Source organism: Photobacterium sp. GB-1 (assembly GCF_003026165.1).
In the GTDB taxonomy this organism is placed as follows: Bacteria; Pseudomonadota; Gammaproteobacteria; order Enterobacterales; family Vibrionaceae; genus Photobacterium.
This window is the reverse complement of record NZ_PYOB01000007.1, coordinates 125115-144775: the sequence shown is the minus strand read 5'-3', so window position 1 is coordinate 144775 and position 19661 is coordinate 125115. Positions and strand designations below refer to the sequence as shown.

At 43.3% G+C, this 19661-nt stretch carries 18 protein-coding genes; 2 read left to right on the top strand and 16 right to left on the bottom strand.

The genetic code is table 11. The features are described from left to right. Nucleotides 1-11 precede the first annotated feature (11 nt). From astD to rpe, 7 genes are all read right to left on the bottom strand, one after another. Nucleotides 12-1469 carry a succinylglutamate-semialdehyde dehydrogenase gene (gene astD, locus C9J45_RS10280; RefSeq protein ID WP_107292499.1) on the bottom strand — a complete coding sequence of 486 codons (1458 nt, stop codon included), beginning with the start codon at nt 1467-1469 and terminating at the stop codon, nt 12-14. Nucleotides 1470-1498: 29 nt separating this feature from the next. Then, entirely contained in the window at nt 1499-2515 is a 1017-nt protein-coding gene (gene astA, locus C9J45_RS10275; RefSeq protein WP_107207503.1) for an arginine N-succinyltransferase, read from the bottom strand. 115 nt (nt 2516-2630) lie between these two features. After that, nucleotides 2631-3851, bottom strand: a complete 1221-nt coding sequence (locus C9J45_RS10270; RefSeq protein ID WP_107292498.1) for an aspartate aminotransferase family protein — start codon at nt 3849-3851, stop codon at nt 2631-2633. A gap of 328 nt (nt 3852-4179) precedes the next feature. After that, nucleotides 4180-4755, bottom strand: a complete 576-nt coding sequence (locus C9J45_RS10265; RefSeq protein WP_107207501.1) for an aminodeoxychorismate/anthranilate synthase component II — start codon at nt 4753-4755, stop codon at nt 4180-4182. A 113-nt stretch (nt 4756-4868) separates the two neighbouring features. Beyond that, nucleotides 4869-5891, bottom strand: coding sequence for a tryptophan--tRNA ligase (gene trpS, locus C9J45_RS10260; protein ID WP_107247110.1), 1023 nt, complete (start codon nt 5889-5891; stop codon nt 4869-4871). A gap of 91 nt (nt 5892-5982) precedes the next feature. After that, a complete protein-coding gene (locus C9J45_RS10255; RefSeq protein ID WP_369917542.1) occupies nt 5983-6669 on the bottom strand; it encodes a phosphoglycolate phosphatase in 687 nt (228 codons plus the stop codon). Next, nucleotides 6669-7343, bottom strand: a complete 675-nt coding sequence (gene rpe, locus C9J45_RS10250) for a ribulose-phosphate 3-epimerase (RefSeq protein ID WP_105061101.1) — start codon at nt 7341-7343, stop codon at nt 6669-6671. Before rpe ends, C9J45_RS10255 begins: the two co-directional genes overlap by 1 nt. A gap of 178 nt (nt 7344-7521) precedes the next feature. Between rpe and C9J45_RS10245 the strand changes: the two genes are divergently transcribed. Next, complete coding sequence (locus C9J45_RS10245) at nt 7522-7728, top strand: DUF2970 domain-containing protein (protein ID WP_107260651.1); 207 nt, start codon at nt 7522-7524, stop codon at nt 7726-7728. Here C9J45_RS10245 and dam read toward each other — a convergent pair whose 3' ends face one another. The 9 genes from dam to pilM all read right to left on the bottom strand — a co-directional run bounded on the left by dam (nt 7729) and on the right by pilM (nt 16819). Continuing rightward, entirely contained in the window at nt 7729-8586 is an 858-nt protein-coding gene (gene dam, locus C9J45_RS10240) for an adenine-specific DNA-methyltransferase (protein ID WP_107292497.1), read from the bottom strand. It lies immediately after the preceding gene. A gap of 114 nt (nt 8587-8700) precedes the next feature. Next, entirely contained in the window at nt 8701-10338 is a 1638-nt protein-coding gene (locus C9J45_RS10235; RefSeq protein WP_107292496.1) for an AAA family ATPase, read from the bottom strand. Nucleotides 10339-10351: 13 nt separating this feature from the next. Then, the gene (aroB, locus tag C9J45_RS10230) at nt 10352-11431 is read right to left on the bottom strand and encodes a 3-dehydroquinate synthase (RefSeq protein ID WP_005371828.1); all 1080 of its coding nucleotides are present in this window, start codon (nt 11429-11431) and stop codon (nt 10352-10354) included. Nucleotides 11432-11455: 24 nt separating this feature from the next. Next, the gene (gene aroK, locus C9J45_RS10225; protein ID WP_105061105.1) at nt 11456-11974 is read right to left on the bottom strand and encodes a shikimate kinase AroK; all 519 of its coding nucleotides are present in this window, start codon (nt 11972-11974) and stop codon (nt 11456-11458) included. Between the two features lie 386 nt (nt 11975-12360). Next, nucleotides 12361-14067 carry a type IV pilus secretin PilQ gene (locus C9J45_RS10220; protein WP_107207522.1) on the bottom strand — a complete coding sequence of 569 codons (1707 nt, stop codon included), beginning with the start codon at nt 14065-14067 and terminating at the stop codon, nt 12361-12363. Nucleotides 14068-14098: 31 nt separating this feature from the next. Beyond that, complete coding sequence (locus C9J45_RS10215; RefSeq protein WP_107207495.1) at nt 14099-14614, bottom strand: pilus assembly protein PilP; 516 nt, start codon at nt 14612-14614, stop codon at nt 14099-14101. Between the two features lie 3 nt (nt 14615-14617). Further along, nucleotides 14618-15232 carry a type 4a pilus biogenesis protein PilO gene (locus C9J45_RS10210; RefSeq protein ID WP_107247105.1) on the bottom strand — a complete coding sequence of 205 codons (615 nt, stop codon included), beginning with the start codon at nt 15230-15232 and terminating at the stop codon, nt 14618-14620. Nucleotide 15233: 1 nt separating this feature from the next. Then, nucleotides 15234-15839, bottom strand: a complete 606-nt coding sequence (locus tag C9J45_RS10205; RefSeq protein WP_107207493.1) for a PilN domain-containing protein — start codon at nt 15837-15839, stop codon at nt 15234-15236. Further along, nucleotides 15836-16819 carry a type IV pilus biogenesis protein PilM gene (pilM, locus tag C9J45_RS10200; protein WP_107207492.1) on the bottom strand — a complete coding sequence of 328 codons (984 nt, stop codon included), beginning with the start codon at nt 16817-16819 and terminating at the stop codon, nt 15836-15838. Before pilM ends, C9J45_RS10205 begins: the two co-directional genes overlap by 4 nt. Nucleotides 16820-16967: 148 nt before the next feature. On the opposite strand from pilM, the gene C9J45_RS10195 reads away from it, so the two are divergent. Then, entirely contained in the window at nt 16968-19604 is a 2637-nt protein-coding gene (locus C9J45_RS10195; protein WP_107292495.1) for a penicillin-binding protein 1A, read from the top strand. The last annotated feature ends 57 nt before the right edge of the window (nt 19605-19661 follow it).

Genomic DNA, 19661 nt, shown 5'->3' with positions numbered 1-19661 from the left:
ACCTATTAGTCTCAGAGTGAAATACCCGGAGATAACTGCTCAGGTAAGCATGTTGCCTCACCTTCCATTGATGCCATTGGGTAAGCACAATAATCAGCAGCGTAGTAAGCACTTGGGCGTAAATTACCAGATGCTCCTGGGCCACCAAACGGTGCATCTCCACTCGCTCCCGTTAACTGGCGATTACGATTTACAACCCCCGCGCGAATATGATCAATAAAATATTGCCATTCACTATCATCGGTTGATACAAGCCCGGCTGATAAGCCATAACGGGTGTCGTTCGCAAGACACACGGCTTGAGCAAGATCTTGATAACGCACTACCTGCAATAATGGGCCAAAGTATTCTTCATCGGGTAAATTTTCGATATTCGTAACATCAACGATCCCAGGTGTAACCACCGCTCCCTGTCCGCGCTTTGCCTCTACCAATACTTCGCCACCAAGCGATACTAATTGTCGTTGAGTTTGCACAATATTGTCTGCGGCTTGGCGGGAGATTTGAGGCCCCATAAACGGTGCAGGCTCGGCAAATGGTCCATCGACCACAATCGCTTTGGTTGCTTCCACTAAAGCTGCCAACAACGCATCCCCTTCGCTACCCAAGGGTAAGTATAGTCGGCGAGCACAAGTACACCGTTGTCCTGCGCTGATAAAAGCAGATTGTAAAATGGTATAAACGGTAGCATTGAGATCACCATAAGCATTGGAGATCACCATCGGGTTATTCCCCCCCATTTCTAATGCCAGCATCTTGCCCGGTTGACCTGCAAATTGGCGATGCAGAATATGCCCAGTATTGGCACTGCCCGTAAATAATAAACCATCAATATCTTTTGAAGCCGCAAGTGCCTCTCCAGTTGGGCGAGCTCCCTGCACAAGATTAATAACCCCATCAGGTAATCCGGCTTGTTGCCAGAGTTTCATTACAACTTCAGCCGTTTTAGGCGTTAATTCAGAAGGTTTGAATACCACCGTATTACCTGCAAGCAATGCAGGTACGATGTGGCCATTGGGTAAATGACCGGGGAAATTATAAGGCCCAAATACAGCCATCACCCCTAATGGTCGATGACGTACAACTGCTGTGGTACCTGCGATATCTTTCTCGCGTTGGCCTGTCCGTTCATGATAAGCACGTAAAGAAATCGCCACTTTCCCCACCATTGCTCCTGCTTCTGTTCGCGTCTCCCATAACGGTTTACCCGTTTCTTCTGCTATCGTAATGGCAATATTTTCACTATTGGCTTTCACCAGCTCAGCAAATTTTTCCACGATGGTTTGGCGCTCAACAAGGGAAGTATGACGCCATTGAAGTAATGCTTCACGCGCGGCATTCACCGCTTGCGAGACTTGCTCACTTGTCGCGGCTCGGCCTTGCCAAATCACTTCATCAGTAAAGGGGTTGAGCGATGCCATCTCATCACCTAAACCATCAACCCATTGACCCGCAATCCATTGACTCATACTTTTCTCCCCTCTTTATATTCGTAGTTTTACAGCTCAATAAAGCGCACAGGCTCACCGGTATTAACCATGAGAGTATCAGCGACCTCTTGCGTCATAACCACGGTTTGCGCTTTATCATTGATTTCCAGTGGGCTCGCAACCGCACGAAAATCAGTAAATGATGTATTCGCCACTAGGCACTGCTGTTCACTTTGATGATCGTTAATTTCAACGATATAACGCTTTGAGTGGCGAACCGTTTCAACATTACGTACATCACATTCAACCGTCGGGCCTGCATCAAAAATATCGACATAACCACGGCATGAAAATCCTTCATTTTCTAGCAAGCGTAATGCAGGACGCGTGTTGTCATGAACTTGACCTATAACCGCTTGGGCTTCTTTGCTCAATAAATTGACGTATATCGGAAGTTTAGGCATTAAGTCCGCAATAAAGCCTTTTGCTCCGATCCCCGTTAGATAGTCAGCATGAATAAAATCAATCGAGAAAAAGTTATCTTTTAGCCATTGCCAAAAAGGTGAGTTCCCTTCTGCATCGGAAACACCGCGCATTTCAGCAAATACCACATCGGCGAAACGATGACGATGCTCTGCCATCATTAAAAAGCGCGCTTTAGACAATAGACGACCATTTAAACCTTCACGCCATGGTGTACGTAAAAATAACGTGCAAAGCTCGGTATCTCCGGTGTAGTGATTACCTAATGTCAGTAACTGTACGGTATTGTGGACCCCTAATCGGCGCGAGGCATGAACCACAGTACTTAGATGATAGTTATAAAAAGGGGCTTCTAAGCCAATCGCCGCTTCAATGGCAGTAGTACCTGCTATCTCGCCGGTATCTGTATCTTCAGCGACCATCAGGTAGCCTTCATCCTCAGGGCGAACGACATGTTTGGCAAAGCTGCGCTCTGAATGAGCAATGCGGTTACGAAGCATTTCTTCGTTAACAGGTAATGAAGTAAAACCATGACCTGATTCTTCAGCGCACTGCATGAGTGCAGAATAATCATCAGCGATGATAGGACGAATAACCAGCATCGACTTCCCTCCTGATGCAGGTAGTGACTATTGTCACTAACTAGATGGATAACAATAAGTCTTATAAGATAACTGGCAGTCGTTCCTCAACTGCCAGCAGCAATGCAAAGTAGAATTACTCGGCGTTATAGAGTGTTGCGATAGCGCGTTCTAGACGAGCCATACCTTCATCCACATCGGCTTTTTCAATCACTAGCGATGGCGTAAAGCGCACAACACTCGTACCAGCAACTAGCATCATTAAGCCTTCTTTGCCAGCTTGAACAAGAATGTCACGTGCACGACCTTGCCACTCTTCTGTGAGAGACGCTCCCAGCAGTAAACCTTTACCGCGGATCTCAGCAAAAATTGGGTATTTAGCATTAATCGCTGTCAGCCCTTCACGGAACCACTGTTCACGCTCTTTCACGCCAGCTAGAACATCGGGTTTACTCACTTCATTAATTACCGCTTCTGCGACAGCGCATGCTAACGGATTACCGCCATACGTTGAACCATGAGTACCGACTTTTAAATGTTCTGCTAATGCTGTTGTGGTAAGCATTGCGCCAATTGGGAAACCACCACCCAGTGACTTAGCCGTCGTTAAAATATCAGGTGTTACACCTAAGCCTTGATAGGCAAAAAAATCACCGGTACGACCATTGCCAGTTTGGACTTCATCAAATATCAATAGGGCTTGGTGCTTATCACATAACTCACGCACGCCCTGAACAAACTCAACGCTCGGGCTAACCAAACCACCTTCACCTTGCAATGGCTCCATCATCACCGCACAAGTTCGCTCAGACATAATCTCAGCTAAAGCTGATAAGTCATTATAAGGAATATGCGTTACCGCTTGAGGTTTAGGGCCAAAACCATCTGAGTAAGCTTCTTGCCCACCAACAGTAACGGTGAAAAAAGTACGACCGTGAAAACCTTGATGAAAGGCAATAATTTGATCTTTTTCAGCACTAAACTTATCGACCGCATAACGGCGAGCCAATTTCAGTGCCGCTTCGTTAGCTTCAGCTCCCGAGTTAGCAAAAAAGACTTTGTCAGCAAAACATAACTCAGTGAGTTTTTTCGCTAAACGCAATGCAGGTTCATTAGTTAACACATTACTTAAATGCCATAACTTATCGGCTTGATCTTTTAATGCATTAACCATAATTGGATGGCAATGACCCAGACAACTCACCGCAATTCCACCGGCAAAATCGACATATTCACGATCATGTTGATCCCATACTCGCGCACCACTGCCACGTACTGGGATCTCAGCCATAGGTGAATAACAAGGTACCATTACCTCATCAAATAAATTACGTTCTACTCTTTGCTCTGTAGTCATCACATTATCCTTCTGTGTATAACGCTATAATCATAGTATTTACATTTTATTAACCTTTGCCAATAGCAGAATATTTTTTTTGCTCTTTGGCAACGATGCTTTTTTTAATAAAACTGACATAGTTATGCGTTATCTCGGCAAGTTTATTAACCAACAAAGACAAAAAGGTGTGTTTCCTATCAGGAAATGAATAGCACAGAGAAATATGCTAGTGAATAGCTTTGCAATTTCAACAAATGAGAGTTGGAAATATAAAAATAGAAGATGTGTGGTTGATATCGCGATTTTAAGACAGGAATATAATAAAAATCGCGATTTAATTCGAAATCTAGCGCTTAAGAAAGTTGGCTAATAAGGCGTGCCCTTGCTCCGTTAGAATACTCTCGGGATGAAATTGCACCCCTTCTAACGGCAATGTTTTATGAGCGATCCCCATAATTTCATCAAGTTCCCCTTCACGCTCAGTCCATGCTGTAATGTTAAAGCAATCTGGCAGCGTATCTTGTTTAACGACTAAGGAATGATAACGAGTCACTGTTAATGGATTATTTAACCCTTCAAACACACTGGTATTATTATGCTTGATCGGAGAGGTTTTACCATGCATCACTTGCCTTGCTCGTACCACATCCCCACCAAAAGCTTGTGCTAACGATTGATGGCCTAAGCACACGCCTAAAATAGGCAATTTACCAGCGAAGTATTCAATGGCTTGTAGTGATATACCCGCTTCATTTGGGGTACAAGGTCCAGGAGAGATGACTAAATGGGTGGGTGCTAGCGACTCAATACCTGCGAGATCAATCTCATCATTACGGACAACCTTAACCTCAGCGCCTAACTCACAAAAGTATTGATACAGGTTATAAGTAAATGAATCATAGTTATCAATAATTAACAGCATATATCTACAGCGACCTTTTCTATTCTGCGCCCTATTGTGCAACACATCACTAGAAACGCAAACCATAAAAAAAGCAGAGCAAATGCCCTGCTTAATCTATCTATCGTTACTCGTTAGTAAGGGCGAGCAACAAAGCCTACCGCTTGGTATGCTTTTTTCAGTACTTCAGCCGCACGTGCAGAAGCTTTTTCAGCACCTTGCTTCATTACGCTATCAAGGTAAGCACGATCAGCACGAATACGATGGTATTCAGCTTGTACTGGCTCAAGCATAGCAACTAATGCTTCACCCACATCTTTCTTAAATGGGCCATACATTTCAACGCCTGCATATTGTGCTTCAATTTCAGCATACGTCTTGCCTGTTGCGCCTGAATACAGACCCATTAGGTTTGAGATCCCTGCTTTGTTCTCGGTATCAAATGCAATGCGTGGTGGTGTTTCTGCATCAGTTTGTGCTTTGTTAACCTTCTTAAGAATCGATTTTGGATCTTCCAACAAAGTGATCACGTTCTTACGGTTATCATCAGACTTCGACATTTTCTTAGTCGCGTCTTGTAGGCTCATGACACGCGCACCAACCGATGGAATGTACGGCTCAGGAATTTGGAAAATTGGACTTTCTTCTGTGCCATACAAATTATTAAAACGTGTAGCAATATCACGAGCTAACTCTAAGTGCTGCTTCTGATCGCTACCTACAGGTACTTGATGTGCGCCATATAATAAAATATCAGCTGCCATCAATACTGGGTAACCGAATAAGCCCACGTTTACATCATTCGCATGACGCGCTGATTTGTCTTTAAACTGCGTCATACGACTTAGCTCACCCATTTGGGTGTAACAGTTTAATAACCAGCCTAGTTGAGCATGCTCCGGCACATGTGACTGAACAAATAACGTGCTCTTTTGTGGATCAACCCCCACCGCTAAACAAATCGCTAATGCATCTAATGTTGCTTCATGTAGCGCTTTAGGATCTTGACGTACTGTAATGGCATGTAAATCAACCACACAGTATTGGCAATCGTAATCGTCTTGCATCTGTTCCCACTGACGCAGCGCACCTAGGTAGTTACCAATACTTAATTCACCAGAAGGCTGTACGCCACTTAATACAATGGGTTTACTCATGATCAGACAATCCTGTTAGTTTCTTATTCATAGAAAAGCGAGAGGCATACTCCCGCTTTTTACTTTGTTAGCCAGTGTACACTGGAACGTACTAGTCGCCTAGTTTAACCACATTTGCTAATTGCTTGAAGTGATCGCACACAACATCAGGTGCACTATCTGCAATAGGCTGACCGTAGTTATAGCCGTAGGTTAAACCCAACGAATGACATGTTGCAGCCTTTGCTGCCAAGATATCATTGCGAGAATCACCCACCATTAACATCTCAGACGCGGCAATATTGTGTTTTTCCATTAACCAATGCAGTGCATAAGGATCTGGTTTTTTCAGTGGGAAAGTATCACCACCAATCACATCAACAAAATACTCGCTGATGCCATGCTCTTCAAGTAAATGCGGGACAAATTGCGACGGTTTATTGGTTACAATCGCCATTGACATACCCGCTTGATGAAATGCAGCGAGTGTCGCTTTTACATCTGCATACAATGCACTTTTTACATGACCGCCAAGCTCGTAGTAGTGATCAAATAATTGGCGAGCTTCTTTTTGTAGCTCTGGATCAATCGTTGGATCGACATCAACACTTCGGCTTAATGCGCGACCAATTAAAATATCAGCACCATTACCGATCCAAGTGGTAACTTGCTCTACGGTCACGCCTTCTCGTCCAAGGTGACGCATCGTTTTATCAGCAGCATCTGCTAAATCAGGTACGCTATCGAGTAATGTGCCATCTAAATCAAACGCTATAAACTTGATGTTTTCAAATACCATTAGCATTTAGCCTCAGCTAATTCTGCGCGCATTTTGTCTATCGCGACTTTATAATCAGGTTCATTAAAAATGGCAGAGCCCGCGACAAACATATCTGCGCCAGCAGCTGCAATTTCTCGAATATTATCAACTTTCACGCCACCATCAATTTCAAGACGAATATCACGGCCTGATGCATCAATACGTTTACGAACTTCACGTAGTTTATCAAGTGTTGCTGGAATAAAAGATTGACCGCCAAAGCCAGGATTCACTGACATCAATAAAATCATATCGACTTTATCCATAATGTAATCAAGGTGGTGAAGTGGCGTTGCCGGATTAAAAACCACACCCGCTTTACAACCATGCTCTTTGATCAGTTGTAAAGTACGGTCAACATGATCTGACGCTTCAACATGAAACGTGATCATCGTTGCGCCTGCTTTAGCAAAATCAGGAATAATGCGATCCACCGGTTTTACCATTAAATGCACATCAATCGGTGCGGTAATACCGTAGTCACGAAGAGCCTTACAGATAGGCGCACCAAACGTTAAATTAGGCACGTAATGATTATCCATAACATCAAAGTGAATAACGTCTGCACCCGCAGCTAACACCTTGTCAACGTCTTCACCCAAACGTGCAAAATCAGCCGATAAGATAGATGGAGCAATCAAGAAGTCCTTCATGTACTTGCCTCTCTTCGATACACAAAACCTGATACTTGGAAAACCAAGCTCAATAAATTGCCATAATTCTACCCGAACCGTGAAATATTGTCCCAATGGATTTATTTATTACTTCAGTTGATCAAAATGATGAGACAAGCCACTACACTCAGTAAAAAGGGGAAGAAGAAGAGGGTAGATGAATATAGCTAAGTCAAAGAAAAGCACACCATTACAAGTTATTGTGAGTGTGTTAGCGGCGTTATTTGGCGTTCAATCAGATAATAATCGGCAGCATGATTTTAAGCAATCAAGCCCATGGTCATTTATTGTTGTGGGGATTGTGGTTATTGGCGCAATGATTATGGCAATCATTGCCGTTGCGCAATGGGCAACGGCGATCTAATTATTCTTCTTCAGAAGCAAACGCGGGCGCCTGCTCTGTGCTTGAAACGGAGAATAAAGCTAACAGCTCATCGACCTTATTGCGCCCACTACCATTGCGGCTAATGGTACGTTTTACTTTAACCACAGAAAGATCTGCTCCTGTGTATAAACGACGCGTTAGTGCTGTATCGTGGTTAGAAATCAACACCGCTATATCTCGCTCTGCTGCCGCTTTTTCTGCAACGTCAGCAAGGGTGGCCTGATCATCTAAGCTAAAGCCATTACCAGAATAAGAGGTAAAATTAGCCGTGCTAGATAATGGCGCATAAGGCGGATCGCAGTACACCACACACCCTTTTCTCGCGCGTGAAAATGTTTGGAGATAACCTTCACAGACAAACGTGGCTCGTTTTGCTTTTTCCGAGAAATAATACATTTCAGCTTCAGGGAAATAAGGTTTTTTATACGAGCCGAACGGCACATTGAAGCCACCTTTTTTGTTATAACGACATAAGCCGTTAAAACCATGGCGGTTCATGTATAAGAAATACAATGAGCGTAAATACGGATCATCACTCGCATTAAATTCTTCACGAATTTTCAAATACGCTTCTTTATTATTGTATTCAGGCGTGAAAAATTTACGTGCATCTTCAATATAGCGTTCAGGCTCATGCTTGAGGATGTTATAAAGATTGATCAGATCAGGGTTGATATCGGCCAATAAGTAATGGTCGTAATCGGTATTAAGAAAAACCGACCCCGCCCCAACAAAAGGCTCAACCAATTTACGCGCAGGCGGTAGATGTCGTTTAATATCCTCAACGAGAGAGTATTTACCCCCAGCCCATTTTAGGAATGCACGATGCTTTTTCATTAAGCTAAACCCACCAACACTAGCAATATTGTCACGAAAGGTCGCGGATTGTACCTCATTTCTACCCTCTACCGATACCAATTCACGTAAATAACTGCCCTCACAGCTTTATTTTCAACGTTCTATTTCTTGTTGAATTTTTCGATATGATTTAGGCCACGGCCTTAACGCTTTTAATTGCTTCGGTAAGGCTTTTATTGCCGAGCGTGCCCGAGTCGCTGTTGTGTAATCACCCGAAATTACAATAAACCATATTTTGTCGTCTCGACGTGTTTTATAAATACGAGCAGAAGACTGGATTTTATTCTTTTCAACAAAGGCTTTAGTTTCATTCCAGCTCATCGAAGCTGACAATTGAATAGCATAATGCCTTTTATTTATCGCGAGTATAGAGGCCGTATTAGCAAGCTTAATCGGCGTTTGAACAGCCCCCTCTTTTTTCGGCAGTCGCGGTTTACTATCTGACTTTGCAGTCATTGTCGTTGCAGAGAGCTTTACTTTGGGCTCTGTTATCTTAACAGCAGATGCAGGTAAAGCGCTTGAATCATGTGACTTAATACTAGTCACTGACGAGCTTTGGGCTTTTACGTCAGTCTCATCTTCGAGTGTTACCGCATTGCCTGTAATGGCTTGCTGACGAGTCTGTGTCGCTACACCATCAGATATAACAGGCTCACTTTGAGCAGGTACGTCTAGCACCTCTTGGGTAAATTCTTTGGCAGCACTTTCGCCTGTACCACCAACACGTTGCTCATCAAGTATCGCATCAATCAGTGGTGATGGTACAACTACCCGTTGCGCTTCATTTTCAGCACGTCCCACCGTCAGCCCTTCACTATGGATCTCTGTTGGTAATGGCGTTTCATCAATAACAATACCACTACCTGTACTCTCGATGGTATCGGCCACAATAGGCTCAGCCTTAGATGCAAGAAAAGTCTCACCAGACGTAACTTTCGTTGTCTTTGTGCCTTGTAATGCCTTAAATCCAAACCATCCCACAATGCTGATACACACTATGGCAATCAACCCTATTAACAGTTGCGCCGGGGGTAAACGTCGTGATCCTTGACTCATCGCAGTCACGTCCTGTTGTGGTAATTGTTGTAATGCACCAGGGCGAGGCTCAACTCTCGCTAATCGTGACTTAATATCTCGTCGGTGCTGACTTCCAAGCAGCTCATCATTGAGTAACATCTCGCTAAACTGACTAATTTCATGCGGGCTTAATTCACTAATTTCTAACTCAAGTAAAGCCGGCCCTATTGTACGAACAATATCGCCGAATGGCTGAGTGATGGCATTAGGATCAGCAAAGAGCAATACATTAATTTGCCAACCAGAATGCATTTCTGTTTGACGAACCAGTGCCCATAATTCAGCAAGTAATTCAGGCGCTAAAAAGTGTGCATTATCAATAATAATAACGAAGTTGATCTTTTCAGGCAGTAAATGCTCAGCACTTTGACTTAACGAATCTTGCTCGTTAAACATTGGGGTTGAATGAAATTGTTGCAGTAGCAGTGTTCGTTGTTGCAGCAGTGTTTGATCATCTGTGCACGTCAGTAATGCTTGTTCAGCATGTTGGGCATAGTTTTCGAGGTATTGATGTGCAAGCCATGTTTTTCCTGAGCCCTGCGTACCATTCAATAAAATAAGATGAGAGCTAAATCGAGTAATAAATTGTACTCGAGAGAGCAACTGGATCTGGCTATCCAGATCCAAGTTTTTTGCCTCTAGTGTGCTACGCATGAATAACCACGACTTAGTGATTAATCACATCCCGCAATACTTCATGTGTCACGTTAGACACGACTTCAGCACTGCCAATGGATGTCGGTAGAACCAATCGTAGCTGGCCTGATAATACCTTTTTATCGCGCATCATGTGCTTAATAAAATCATCGAAGCCCATTGTTTCAGGTGCGATTACCGGTAGCTTTGCTCGCTCATGCAGTCGAATAATTCGCACTACATCGTCATCACTAATAAGGCCTTGTATTGCCGCAGTTTTAGCCGCTAGTACTGTGCCTGCCGACACCGCTTCGCCGTGCAGCCAGTTACCATAGCCCATCTCTGCTTCAATCGCATGACCAAATGTATGACCGAGATTAAGTAAAGCTCGTACACCTGATTCTTTTTCATCAGCCGCAACAACATCTGCCTTAATTTGACAACAACGTGCAATGGCATAACACAATGCATCGTTATCGAGTGCTTGTAAGCGTTCAATGTTGTCTTCTAACCAGACAAAAAAGTCGTGATCGGCAATAATGCCATACTTGATCACTTCAGCCATTCCCGCTGCAAACTCACGTTCAGGTAGGGTTTGTAAGCAGTGATTATCAATCACTACCGCTTTGGGCTGATAAAAAGCGCCTATCATATTTTTACCCAATGGATGATTCACTGCGGTTTTGCCGCCAACAGATGAGTCCACTTGAGAAAGTAATGTTGTAGGTACTTGAATAAAATCTACGCCACGTTGATAACTTGCAGCAGCAAAGCCCACGACATCACCAATGACACCGCCACCGAGCGCTACAATCACAACATCACGACCATAATTACCATCAAGTAAGAAAGTCATGATTTGATTAAAAGTCTCTAACGTTTTGTATTGTTCACCATCAGGGAGAGAAAGTAATGCCACTTGGCACTCTAATGAACTGATGGTTTCCATTACCTGCTGTGCATACAGCGGGGCAACAGTTTCGTTACTGACCACTACCACCCGCTTTCCCGCAGGAATCGCAGATGCAAACAACGCCGAGTTGCAAAACAACTCGGCGCCAATTGAAATAGGGTAGCTTCTGTCATCTAAATTGACATTGATCCGTTCCATGGTCAGCTTCTCTCTTTTTGTTGATTAACGCTCTTCTAGCATTTTGATGATTTGGTTCGCCACTACCTTCGCACTTTGATCATCAGTGCGAACAACGTAGTCAGCGACTTCTTCATATAATGGATTGCGCTCTTCTGCAAGTGCTTCCAGCACTTCACGAGGCGTATCAGTTTGAAGTAGAGGACGCTTTTTATCGCGTTGAGTTCGAGCAAGTTGCTTCTCGATAGTCGTCTCTAGATAAACTACGATACCACGTGCAGAAAGGCGATTACGGTTCTCTTTAGTTTTAACAGAACCACCACCTGTTGCCAGAACAATGCCTTGCTCTTGTGTTAGATCGTCGATAACGGCTTCTTCGCGAACACGGAACCCGTCCTCACCTTCCACATCAAAGACCCAACTAATATCAGCACCTGTACGTTCTTCAATAACTGTATCTGAGTCAAAGAATTCCATATGCAGCTGCTGTGCAAGGTGTCTACCAATAGTGCTTTTGCCGGCACCCATTGGGCCGACCAAGAAAATATTTCGTTTTTCAGCCATTTTTAGCAATTTTACGCGCGGTTAATAAAACGACACCACCCGCAGGCTCTATTTAATTAATAAGCCCGAGGCGCCAAGTTCCTCACATATAATTCGTGATAAGACAGAAAATTATCTCAGGACTGATAGCTACATTGCAAGCGCTAGTCACTCCTAATCAGTATTTTATTATGCCTGTCCTACCCAAAGAGGTCGCCATAATGGCTCAGCAGCGGTCTAAGGTCAATCGTAATAACCTTGTAATTCCGCTATTGCTGAGCATGAATATGGCAAAATAATAATTATATAGTCCAAAAAAACAACGGATGGAACTAATTTAATAAGGATCCATCCGCTGCTATAACAGTGTAGCTAAATTTTTAAGGTTTGTTGATTACCAGTAAAGACTACTGAATAACAATTTTAGGTGTCACAAAGATAAGTAATTCACGCTTACCCATTTGTTCCATTTTATGACGGAATAATGCACCTAATACTGGAATATCACCCAATAACGGTACTTTACGTGTCACGTTGGTCATACTGTGTTGGTAAATACCGCCTAAAACCACTGTCTCGCCATTATTTACCAGTACTTGAGTACCAATACGCTGAGTATCAATAGAAATCGCAGTGCCCGTACCGGTAGGGACATCTTCACCCTTGTTATCTTGAGTCACTTCAAGATCTAACACGAGTTTATCATCCGGTGTAATTTGTGGTGTAACCATTAAGCTCAGTACTGCTTTTTTAAACGATACCGATGTTGCACCACTGGATGACGCTTCTAAATACGGAATTTCTGTACCTTGCTCGATATACGCCGTCTTCTTATTAGTGGTCATCAAACGAGGACTAGAGATAATTTCTGCTTTATTTTCAGTCTGTAAGGCCGATAGCTCTAAATCAAGTAAGATATTACCTAACTTTGCAACCTGGAACGCTATTGAAGCGGCACCAGCGCCAGCACCTAGATTAACGTTAAGAAAATCATCAACGCTTGCATCTTCACCCAATAGGCCAGAGCTTGCTAAGTTACCTTCAATTGAACCGCCAACAGTGGTATCGCCATTCACTTTCGAGACCCCCCAACGCACACCAAGCTCATCAATATCACCTTCATTAATGGTGACAATACGCGCTTCGATTTGTACCTGCTTAACCGGAATATCAAGTGATGACACAATATCTTTGATACTACGAATATTATCAGGGGTATCTTTGATGATAAGTGCATTGGTACGCTCATCAACATGCAATGAACCACGTTCAGAGAGCATCCCAACACCATCAGTACTGCCGCTTAAAAGCTCTGCAATGTCCGTTGCTTTCGCATAGTTCACTTGAATCAAATCAGAACGCAGGCTCAACAACTCTTGTTGCTTACGCTTCGCTTCCATTACCTGATGTTCGCTTGCTGTAAGTTCCGCTTTAGGGGCAACCAATAACACAGAACCACGCACTCGCTTATCTAAGTCTTTTGATTGCAGAATAATATCTAACACTTGCGGCCAAGGTACATCATCAAGACGTAGCGTGACATTACCACTAACCGAATCCGAGACAACCAAGTTAAAGTCGTTATAATCAGCAATTAGCTGCAGAACATTACGCACAGGGATATCTTGGAAGTTAATTGAAATCGGCTTGCCTTTGTAATTGATCTTGGCGTTAGAGCTGGTGCCTTTTACCGCTTTTTTCACACGCTTTTCAATGATCACTTCAAGACGCTTACCACGAAGATTGTAATCATAATCGTAACTGCCTTTCATAGTGAAAATTAAGCGCGCACCGTTCGATACACGCATAGTTTCTATACTATTAACAACCGTTGCAAAATCAACGACATCAAGCGTATAAATCATGTCATCTTTAAGTACAGTATCAAAAATATCTAACTGCAGTTTGTTACCATTACGACGTAAATCAACTAACGACTGCGGCTTATCTAAACGAACGGTTAATACCCCTCGTCCTTTTCCATCACGACGAAAATCAATAGCTTGAATCTGATTATCAATCATTCCAGCTGCAGGTATAGCAGCAACACTCGGAAAAGCTAATACCCCACAGCATAACAGCCAAAGTGTTGCTAGATACTGGCGGCTTAACATCCACACATTCCCTTTCATAACTTATCCTTGATTACTGCTGAACTAGCGCCAGTTTAGTCGGTCGTTTAAGCCAACATCCTTTGCCATCTGGTAATGTTTCTTCGATTTCAATTACTTTGTCGCTAACTGTAAGTACCTTGCCGCGATTAAGACCAATATATTGACCGGGCTTAATTTTCATCAAGTCGCCTTCAGGTGTAAAAACTAGTCCCCAAAGTTGCTTTTTGTTTCCAATTGCCCCTTTCATTGAGAGTTTTTCTAACGCAAAGTTTTCAAGTTTACTGAGTTGACGATCAAGTTGTGGTTGCCAACACTCGCCCGTCTCTTTCTTGGCCAGCAACTGCTCTGGAATTGGTTTAACAAACGGTACTCGTTTGCTGGTCATTACAAACTTTTCAGCCTCAAAGACAAAAGGCTCAGGCAAAGGCTTAACTCGCGCTTTTGCTTCGTTATGGGTCGTTGCGATAAACTCTGCGACAGAATCATCATTGGCCTGACACCCTACTAAACCAATAACAATAGGTAATAACCACACTACTTTTTTCATAGCTTAGCCCTCATCACTATTGTTCTTTTCTTGGCTTGGTGTCTTGAAACGATAGGTCGTTGCAGAGACTTTCAAAGACAAGGTTTCATCAGGCTGACCTAACGGCTTAACGCGACTTAACTCAGCATTGTTTAAGTTCACAATACGAGGCAAGCGCGCAATAGCTTCCGCAAACTTACCAATTTGCTCGTAATTCCCCGTCAACTGCATATTGATAGGTAATTCGTAATATAACTCGTGCTCAACTCTGGGTGCCCATTTGATTGATTGAAACACCAAACCATTGTTGACACCGATATCATTAATTCCCGCGAGCAAACTCGCAAGTTCTTGCTCTTCCGGCAACTGCTCAATCATTTCATTGTAACGACGGTTTAATTCTGCAACTTGCTCTTTAACCCGAGGCAGTGCAGCGACTTGTGAAGCTCGACTGACTAGCTGGGACTTAAGGGTCTGCTCTTTTTGTTTCATTTGCTCAAGCTGATCATTTTTAGGGCTAACCCAATACCAATAACCAAACGCGCTTAACGCCACAGCCAAGACCGTTGCCACAATACATTGAGGCAGCAAAGGCCATTCAGTGATTTCATCTAATTCAAGTTCTTGCCAATCAGCCATATCACTTCCCCTTATTAATGTCTTTTTTTGCGACTTTATTTACTTTTGGTTGCGCAAAAGAAGGCACAGTTAAATCAAAAGAAGCATTGAACTGAGAAAGCTGTTCAGACTGACTACCTTTGGTTGTCACCAATGAATGCATATCAACATTAATGAACCATTTAGATTGCTCTGCCCCACCCAGTAATGCGGCTAAGTGACCGTTAGAATCCCCCACCCCTTTAATGCCGACTCGTTGTGAGTTCAAATTTAATGATTCAAGATAGACACCGCCAGGTACAACATTCGGTAATTGATTCAATAACTGCGTTGCGCGATTACGTGATTGTTGAATATCAGCAATCACGTTTAGCCTCAGCTGAATCGCTTTACGCTGCTCTTCTAACTTAGGTAGAAAGGCTAATCGTTTTTCGAGTAAATCAATTTCCTGTTGAAATTGGTCATTACGGGCTTGTTGCTGTTGTTGCTGCAAATCTAGGTATTGAACTACCCCATAATTCGCTAAAAACGCAACCAACACCGCAGAAGCCATAAGCCCAATAAAACGCTGTTTATGTTGCTTACGACGTTCTTCACGCCATGGCAGAAGGTTTAATTTATCGATCATGCCATCCCCCGTAACGCTAATCCGGTCGCGACAGCATATTGACTCGACATATCACTCGGTAATGTCACTTTCTTCGGCTGGCTAAAATGTTCAAACGGTTTGATCCAAACAACCTCTAGTCCCACTAACTGCTTTAATAGCGCATCTGAAATCAAGGACTGACAACCACCAGCAAGCCATAACCCTTTAATGCTACAGCGAGGATGTGTTGAGTTATAAAGCTGGATTTGGCGTTTTAATTGTTCAGCAAATTGCTCGGTAAAACGCTCAACAGTATTCTCTTCTTCAGCCTCTTGTTGATATGGTGAATCCTCAAATTGACTAGTACCAAAGCGAATTTCACGGTGGTAAGCATTGCTACCTTCCGGTTTCATGCAAAATTCTGTGTGGCATTTACCGACATCAACCAGTCCCCACTGCGTATACTGGCTGCCTATCTCAGCTAAATATTCGGTTAGCCATAACAATGCGTTGGTCTGTAATTCAACGACTTTTGGTTTAAAGCCAACTTTCTTTAAAACAGTAACGCGGCTATCGATGGTTTCTTTACGAGAAGCAAAGACTTGATATGGTGCTGTAGTGGCAGCTTCTGAGAAACGTTCACTCACCATGGGGAAGTAATCAAACCACAACTCTTCGACAGGAAAAGGGGACGCAGCGCCCAATGCTTGGACGATAGCAAACTCAGCCTCATCTTCATTGAGACTGGTATCGAGTTGAACAACTTTGCTGATAACAGCACTATCAGGTAAGGCTAAAGTAACGTTTTTGGCTTGCCACGGCAGTTGTTTCTTTAATTGACGTATTGCTGACAACAGCGCTGTCGCATTTACATTATGCTGTTCATTGATTACCGATTTGGTTAATTCAACTTCAGCGTATGCAGCCAATTCAAACTGATCTTTTTTCTGCTGTAGCGCCACAGCTTTTATGCTATGGCTACCAATATCTACCCCAATACTTAATGGGTTCCGAAACATCCGTGTTATGCTCCCATGTGGCGAAAAAACAAACTATTTCGAATAAACACCATCAACGGCATTAATTTTCTTTTTGTTATCTTTATACTAGTAATTAAAAGATAATGGATAATGACAATTAGCACGATGGCGTAACGGGAAATCTCAAGTGAAGTTCATAAAGCGATTACTAATACTTGCATTAATTTGCATAATTCTTGGAGTTGGTACTATTTTTGGCTTTTACCTGTATGTAAAGCCTGACCTTCCAGATGTAGCAACGTTAAAAAATGTCGAGCTGCAAACACCGATGCAGGTGTATAGCGAAGATGGTAAACTGATCTCACAGTTTGGTGAAAAGCGACGTATACCTCTTAAATTAGATCAAATTCCTCTTCTCATGCAGGAAGCTTTTATTGCGACAGAAGACAGTCGTTTTTATGAGCACCCAGGCATCGATCCTATCGGTATTGCCCGTGCAGCTTTTGTCGTCTTGACATCAGGCTCTGCTCGTCAAGGGGCCAGTACAATAACTCAACAGCTCGCACGAAATTTCTTCTTAACCAAACAGAAGACAATCATGCGTAAAATCAAAGAAGCTTTCATTGCTATTCACATTGAAAAGCTGCTGACTAAGGATCAGATTCTTGACCTCTATTTAAACAAAATTTACCTCGGCTATCGCGCCTATGGTGTCGGTGCAGCAGCGCAAGTGTATTTTGGTAAAACCGTAGATCAACTGACGCTATCTGAAATAGCAGTTATTGCGGGCCTACCAAAAGCGCCATCCACAATGAACCCAATTTATTCTGTTGACCGAGCAACAACTCGTCGTAATGTTGTTTTAGGCCGTATGCTTGAAGAGGGCTACATCACCAAAGCACAAATGGATGCTGCGCGTGCTGAACCTATCGTCTCTCACTATCATGGCGCAGAAATTCAACTTTACGCACCTTATGTTGCAGAGCGTGCTCGTGCATGGATGGTCGATCGCTATGGTGCTGCTGCGTATGAAAAAGGCATGAAGGTATATACGACCATCAATAGCAAACTTCAACTTGATGCCCAGCAAGCCGCAGTAAACAACCTGCTAAGTTATGACCAACGCCATGGTTACCGTGGTCCTACAGCGGTTCTTTGGAAGCCTGGACAGCCAGCATTAAATGCCAATCAAATTGTAAATAAACTTCAAAATCAGCCAATCTATGGCAAGCTTATCCCTGCTGTCGTAACGAAAGTTGATGGTAAAACCGCAGCTATCGTGACTAAAAATGGTGATATTGCCACTATCGATTGGAATGGCATGAAGTGGGCTCGCAAATTCCTTTCTGACTCAAGTCAGGGGCCAGCACCCAAAAAAGCCAGCGACATTCTTACTGCAGGTCAACAAATTTGGGTTCAACATAACCAAAATGTTGTGAGTGATAAAACAGGCGGTGCCACAGTCACCACGAATCAATGGCTACTAAGCCAAGTTCCTGCGGCAAATACGTCTTTTGTTGCGATGTCACCCGAAAATGGTGCCGTGTTAGCAATGGTCGGTGGTTTTAACTACACCCGAAGTAAATTCAATCGTGCAACGCAATCTATTCGTCAGGTCGGCTCTGGTATTAAGCCATTTATTTACTCTGCAGCAATAGAGAAAGGCTTAACCCTTGCTACGCTCATTAATGATGCGCCAATTACTAAGTGGGATAAGTGGCAAGGTACAGCATGGCGTCCTAAGAATGCTGATGGTAAATACGGTGGCCCTACCCGTGCGCGTATTGGTCTCGCTCGCTCAATTAACGTAATGGCAATTCGTGCACTACGTATTGCTGGGCTAGATTTCACCATTGATTACCTTACTCGTTTTGGTTTTAAACGTGCTGATTTACCCCGTGCAGAGCCTATTGCGCTTGGTGCTGGTAGTTTAACGCCACTGGAACTTGTACAAGGTTACTCTGTATTTGCTAATGGTGGTTATGCTGTTGAACCGTTCTTAATTAACAAAGTTGATAACAATGATGGCCAGTTAATTTACTACGCTGATCCTGCCATTGTTTGTAACGATGCATGCCAAGCTAAAAACCCACAAGCGAAGATGCAAGTGGCAATGGCAACCGCTGTTGAAGATCATAAATTCGATCAATCAACAGATACCACAGCAACGACTACGGCAACTAAAACAGTAACTACCACAGCATCGACTGAAACTGAAAAACCAACGCCGGCAGATCTTGAAAAAGTGATACCTATGCCACCCGTTCGCTACGCACCAGAGGTGATCAGCGAGCAAAATGCGTTCCTTGTGCGTGAAATGCTAAACAGTAACATCTGGGGTGAGCCGGGGCATCTATATGGGACAGGCTGGCGTGCAAGAGTACTTAAGCGTCACGATATTGGTGGTAAAACAGGTACAACCAATAACGCGAAAGATGCATGGTACACAGGTTATGGGCCAAATATTGTGGCAACGACTTGGGTTGGCTTTGATGATCATCGCCGTGAATTAGGTCGCACTAGCTGGAACAATAACCTTGGTAAGAACCAAACAATCGGTGGTGAGTTCGGTGGTAATGCTGCACAACCTGCTTGGATTAATTTTATGCGTCAGGCGTTGAAAAATACCCCTGAACAAGAAAAGCAAATTCCAAGTGATATTGTAAAAGTGCGTATCGACCGTGCAACAGGTCAGCTGTCAAACCGTAATGATGCAAGCTCAATGTATGAGTATTTCATTAAAGGTACTGAGCCAACACGCTCTGTACAGCAAGCGGTATCAGAGCAAAAGTTTGATACAGAAACGGCTGAAGAGCTGTTCTAAACGCTGTTACATATATAAAAAGAGCGCTCATTGAGCGCTCTTTTTTTATTTCAGTAA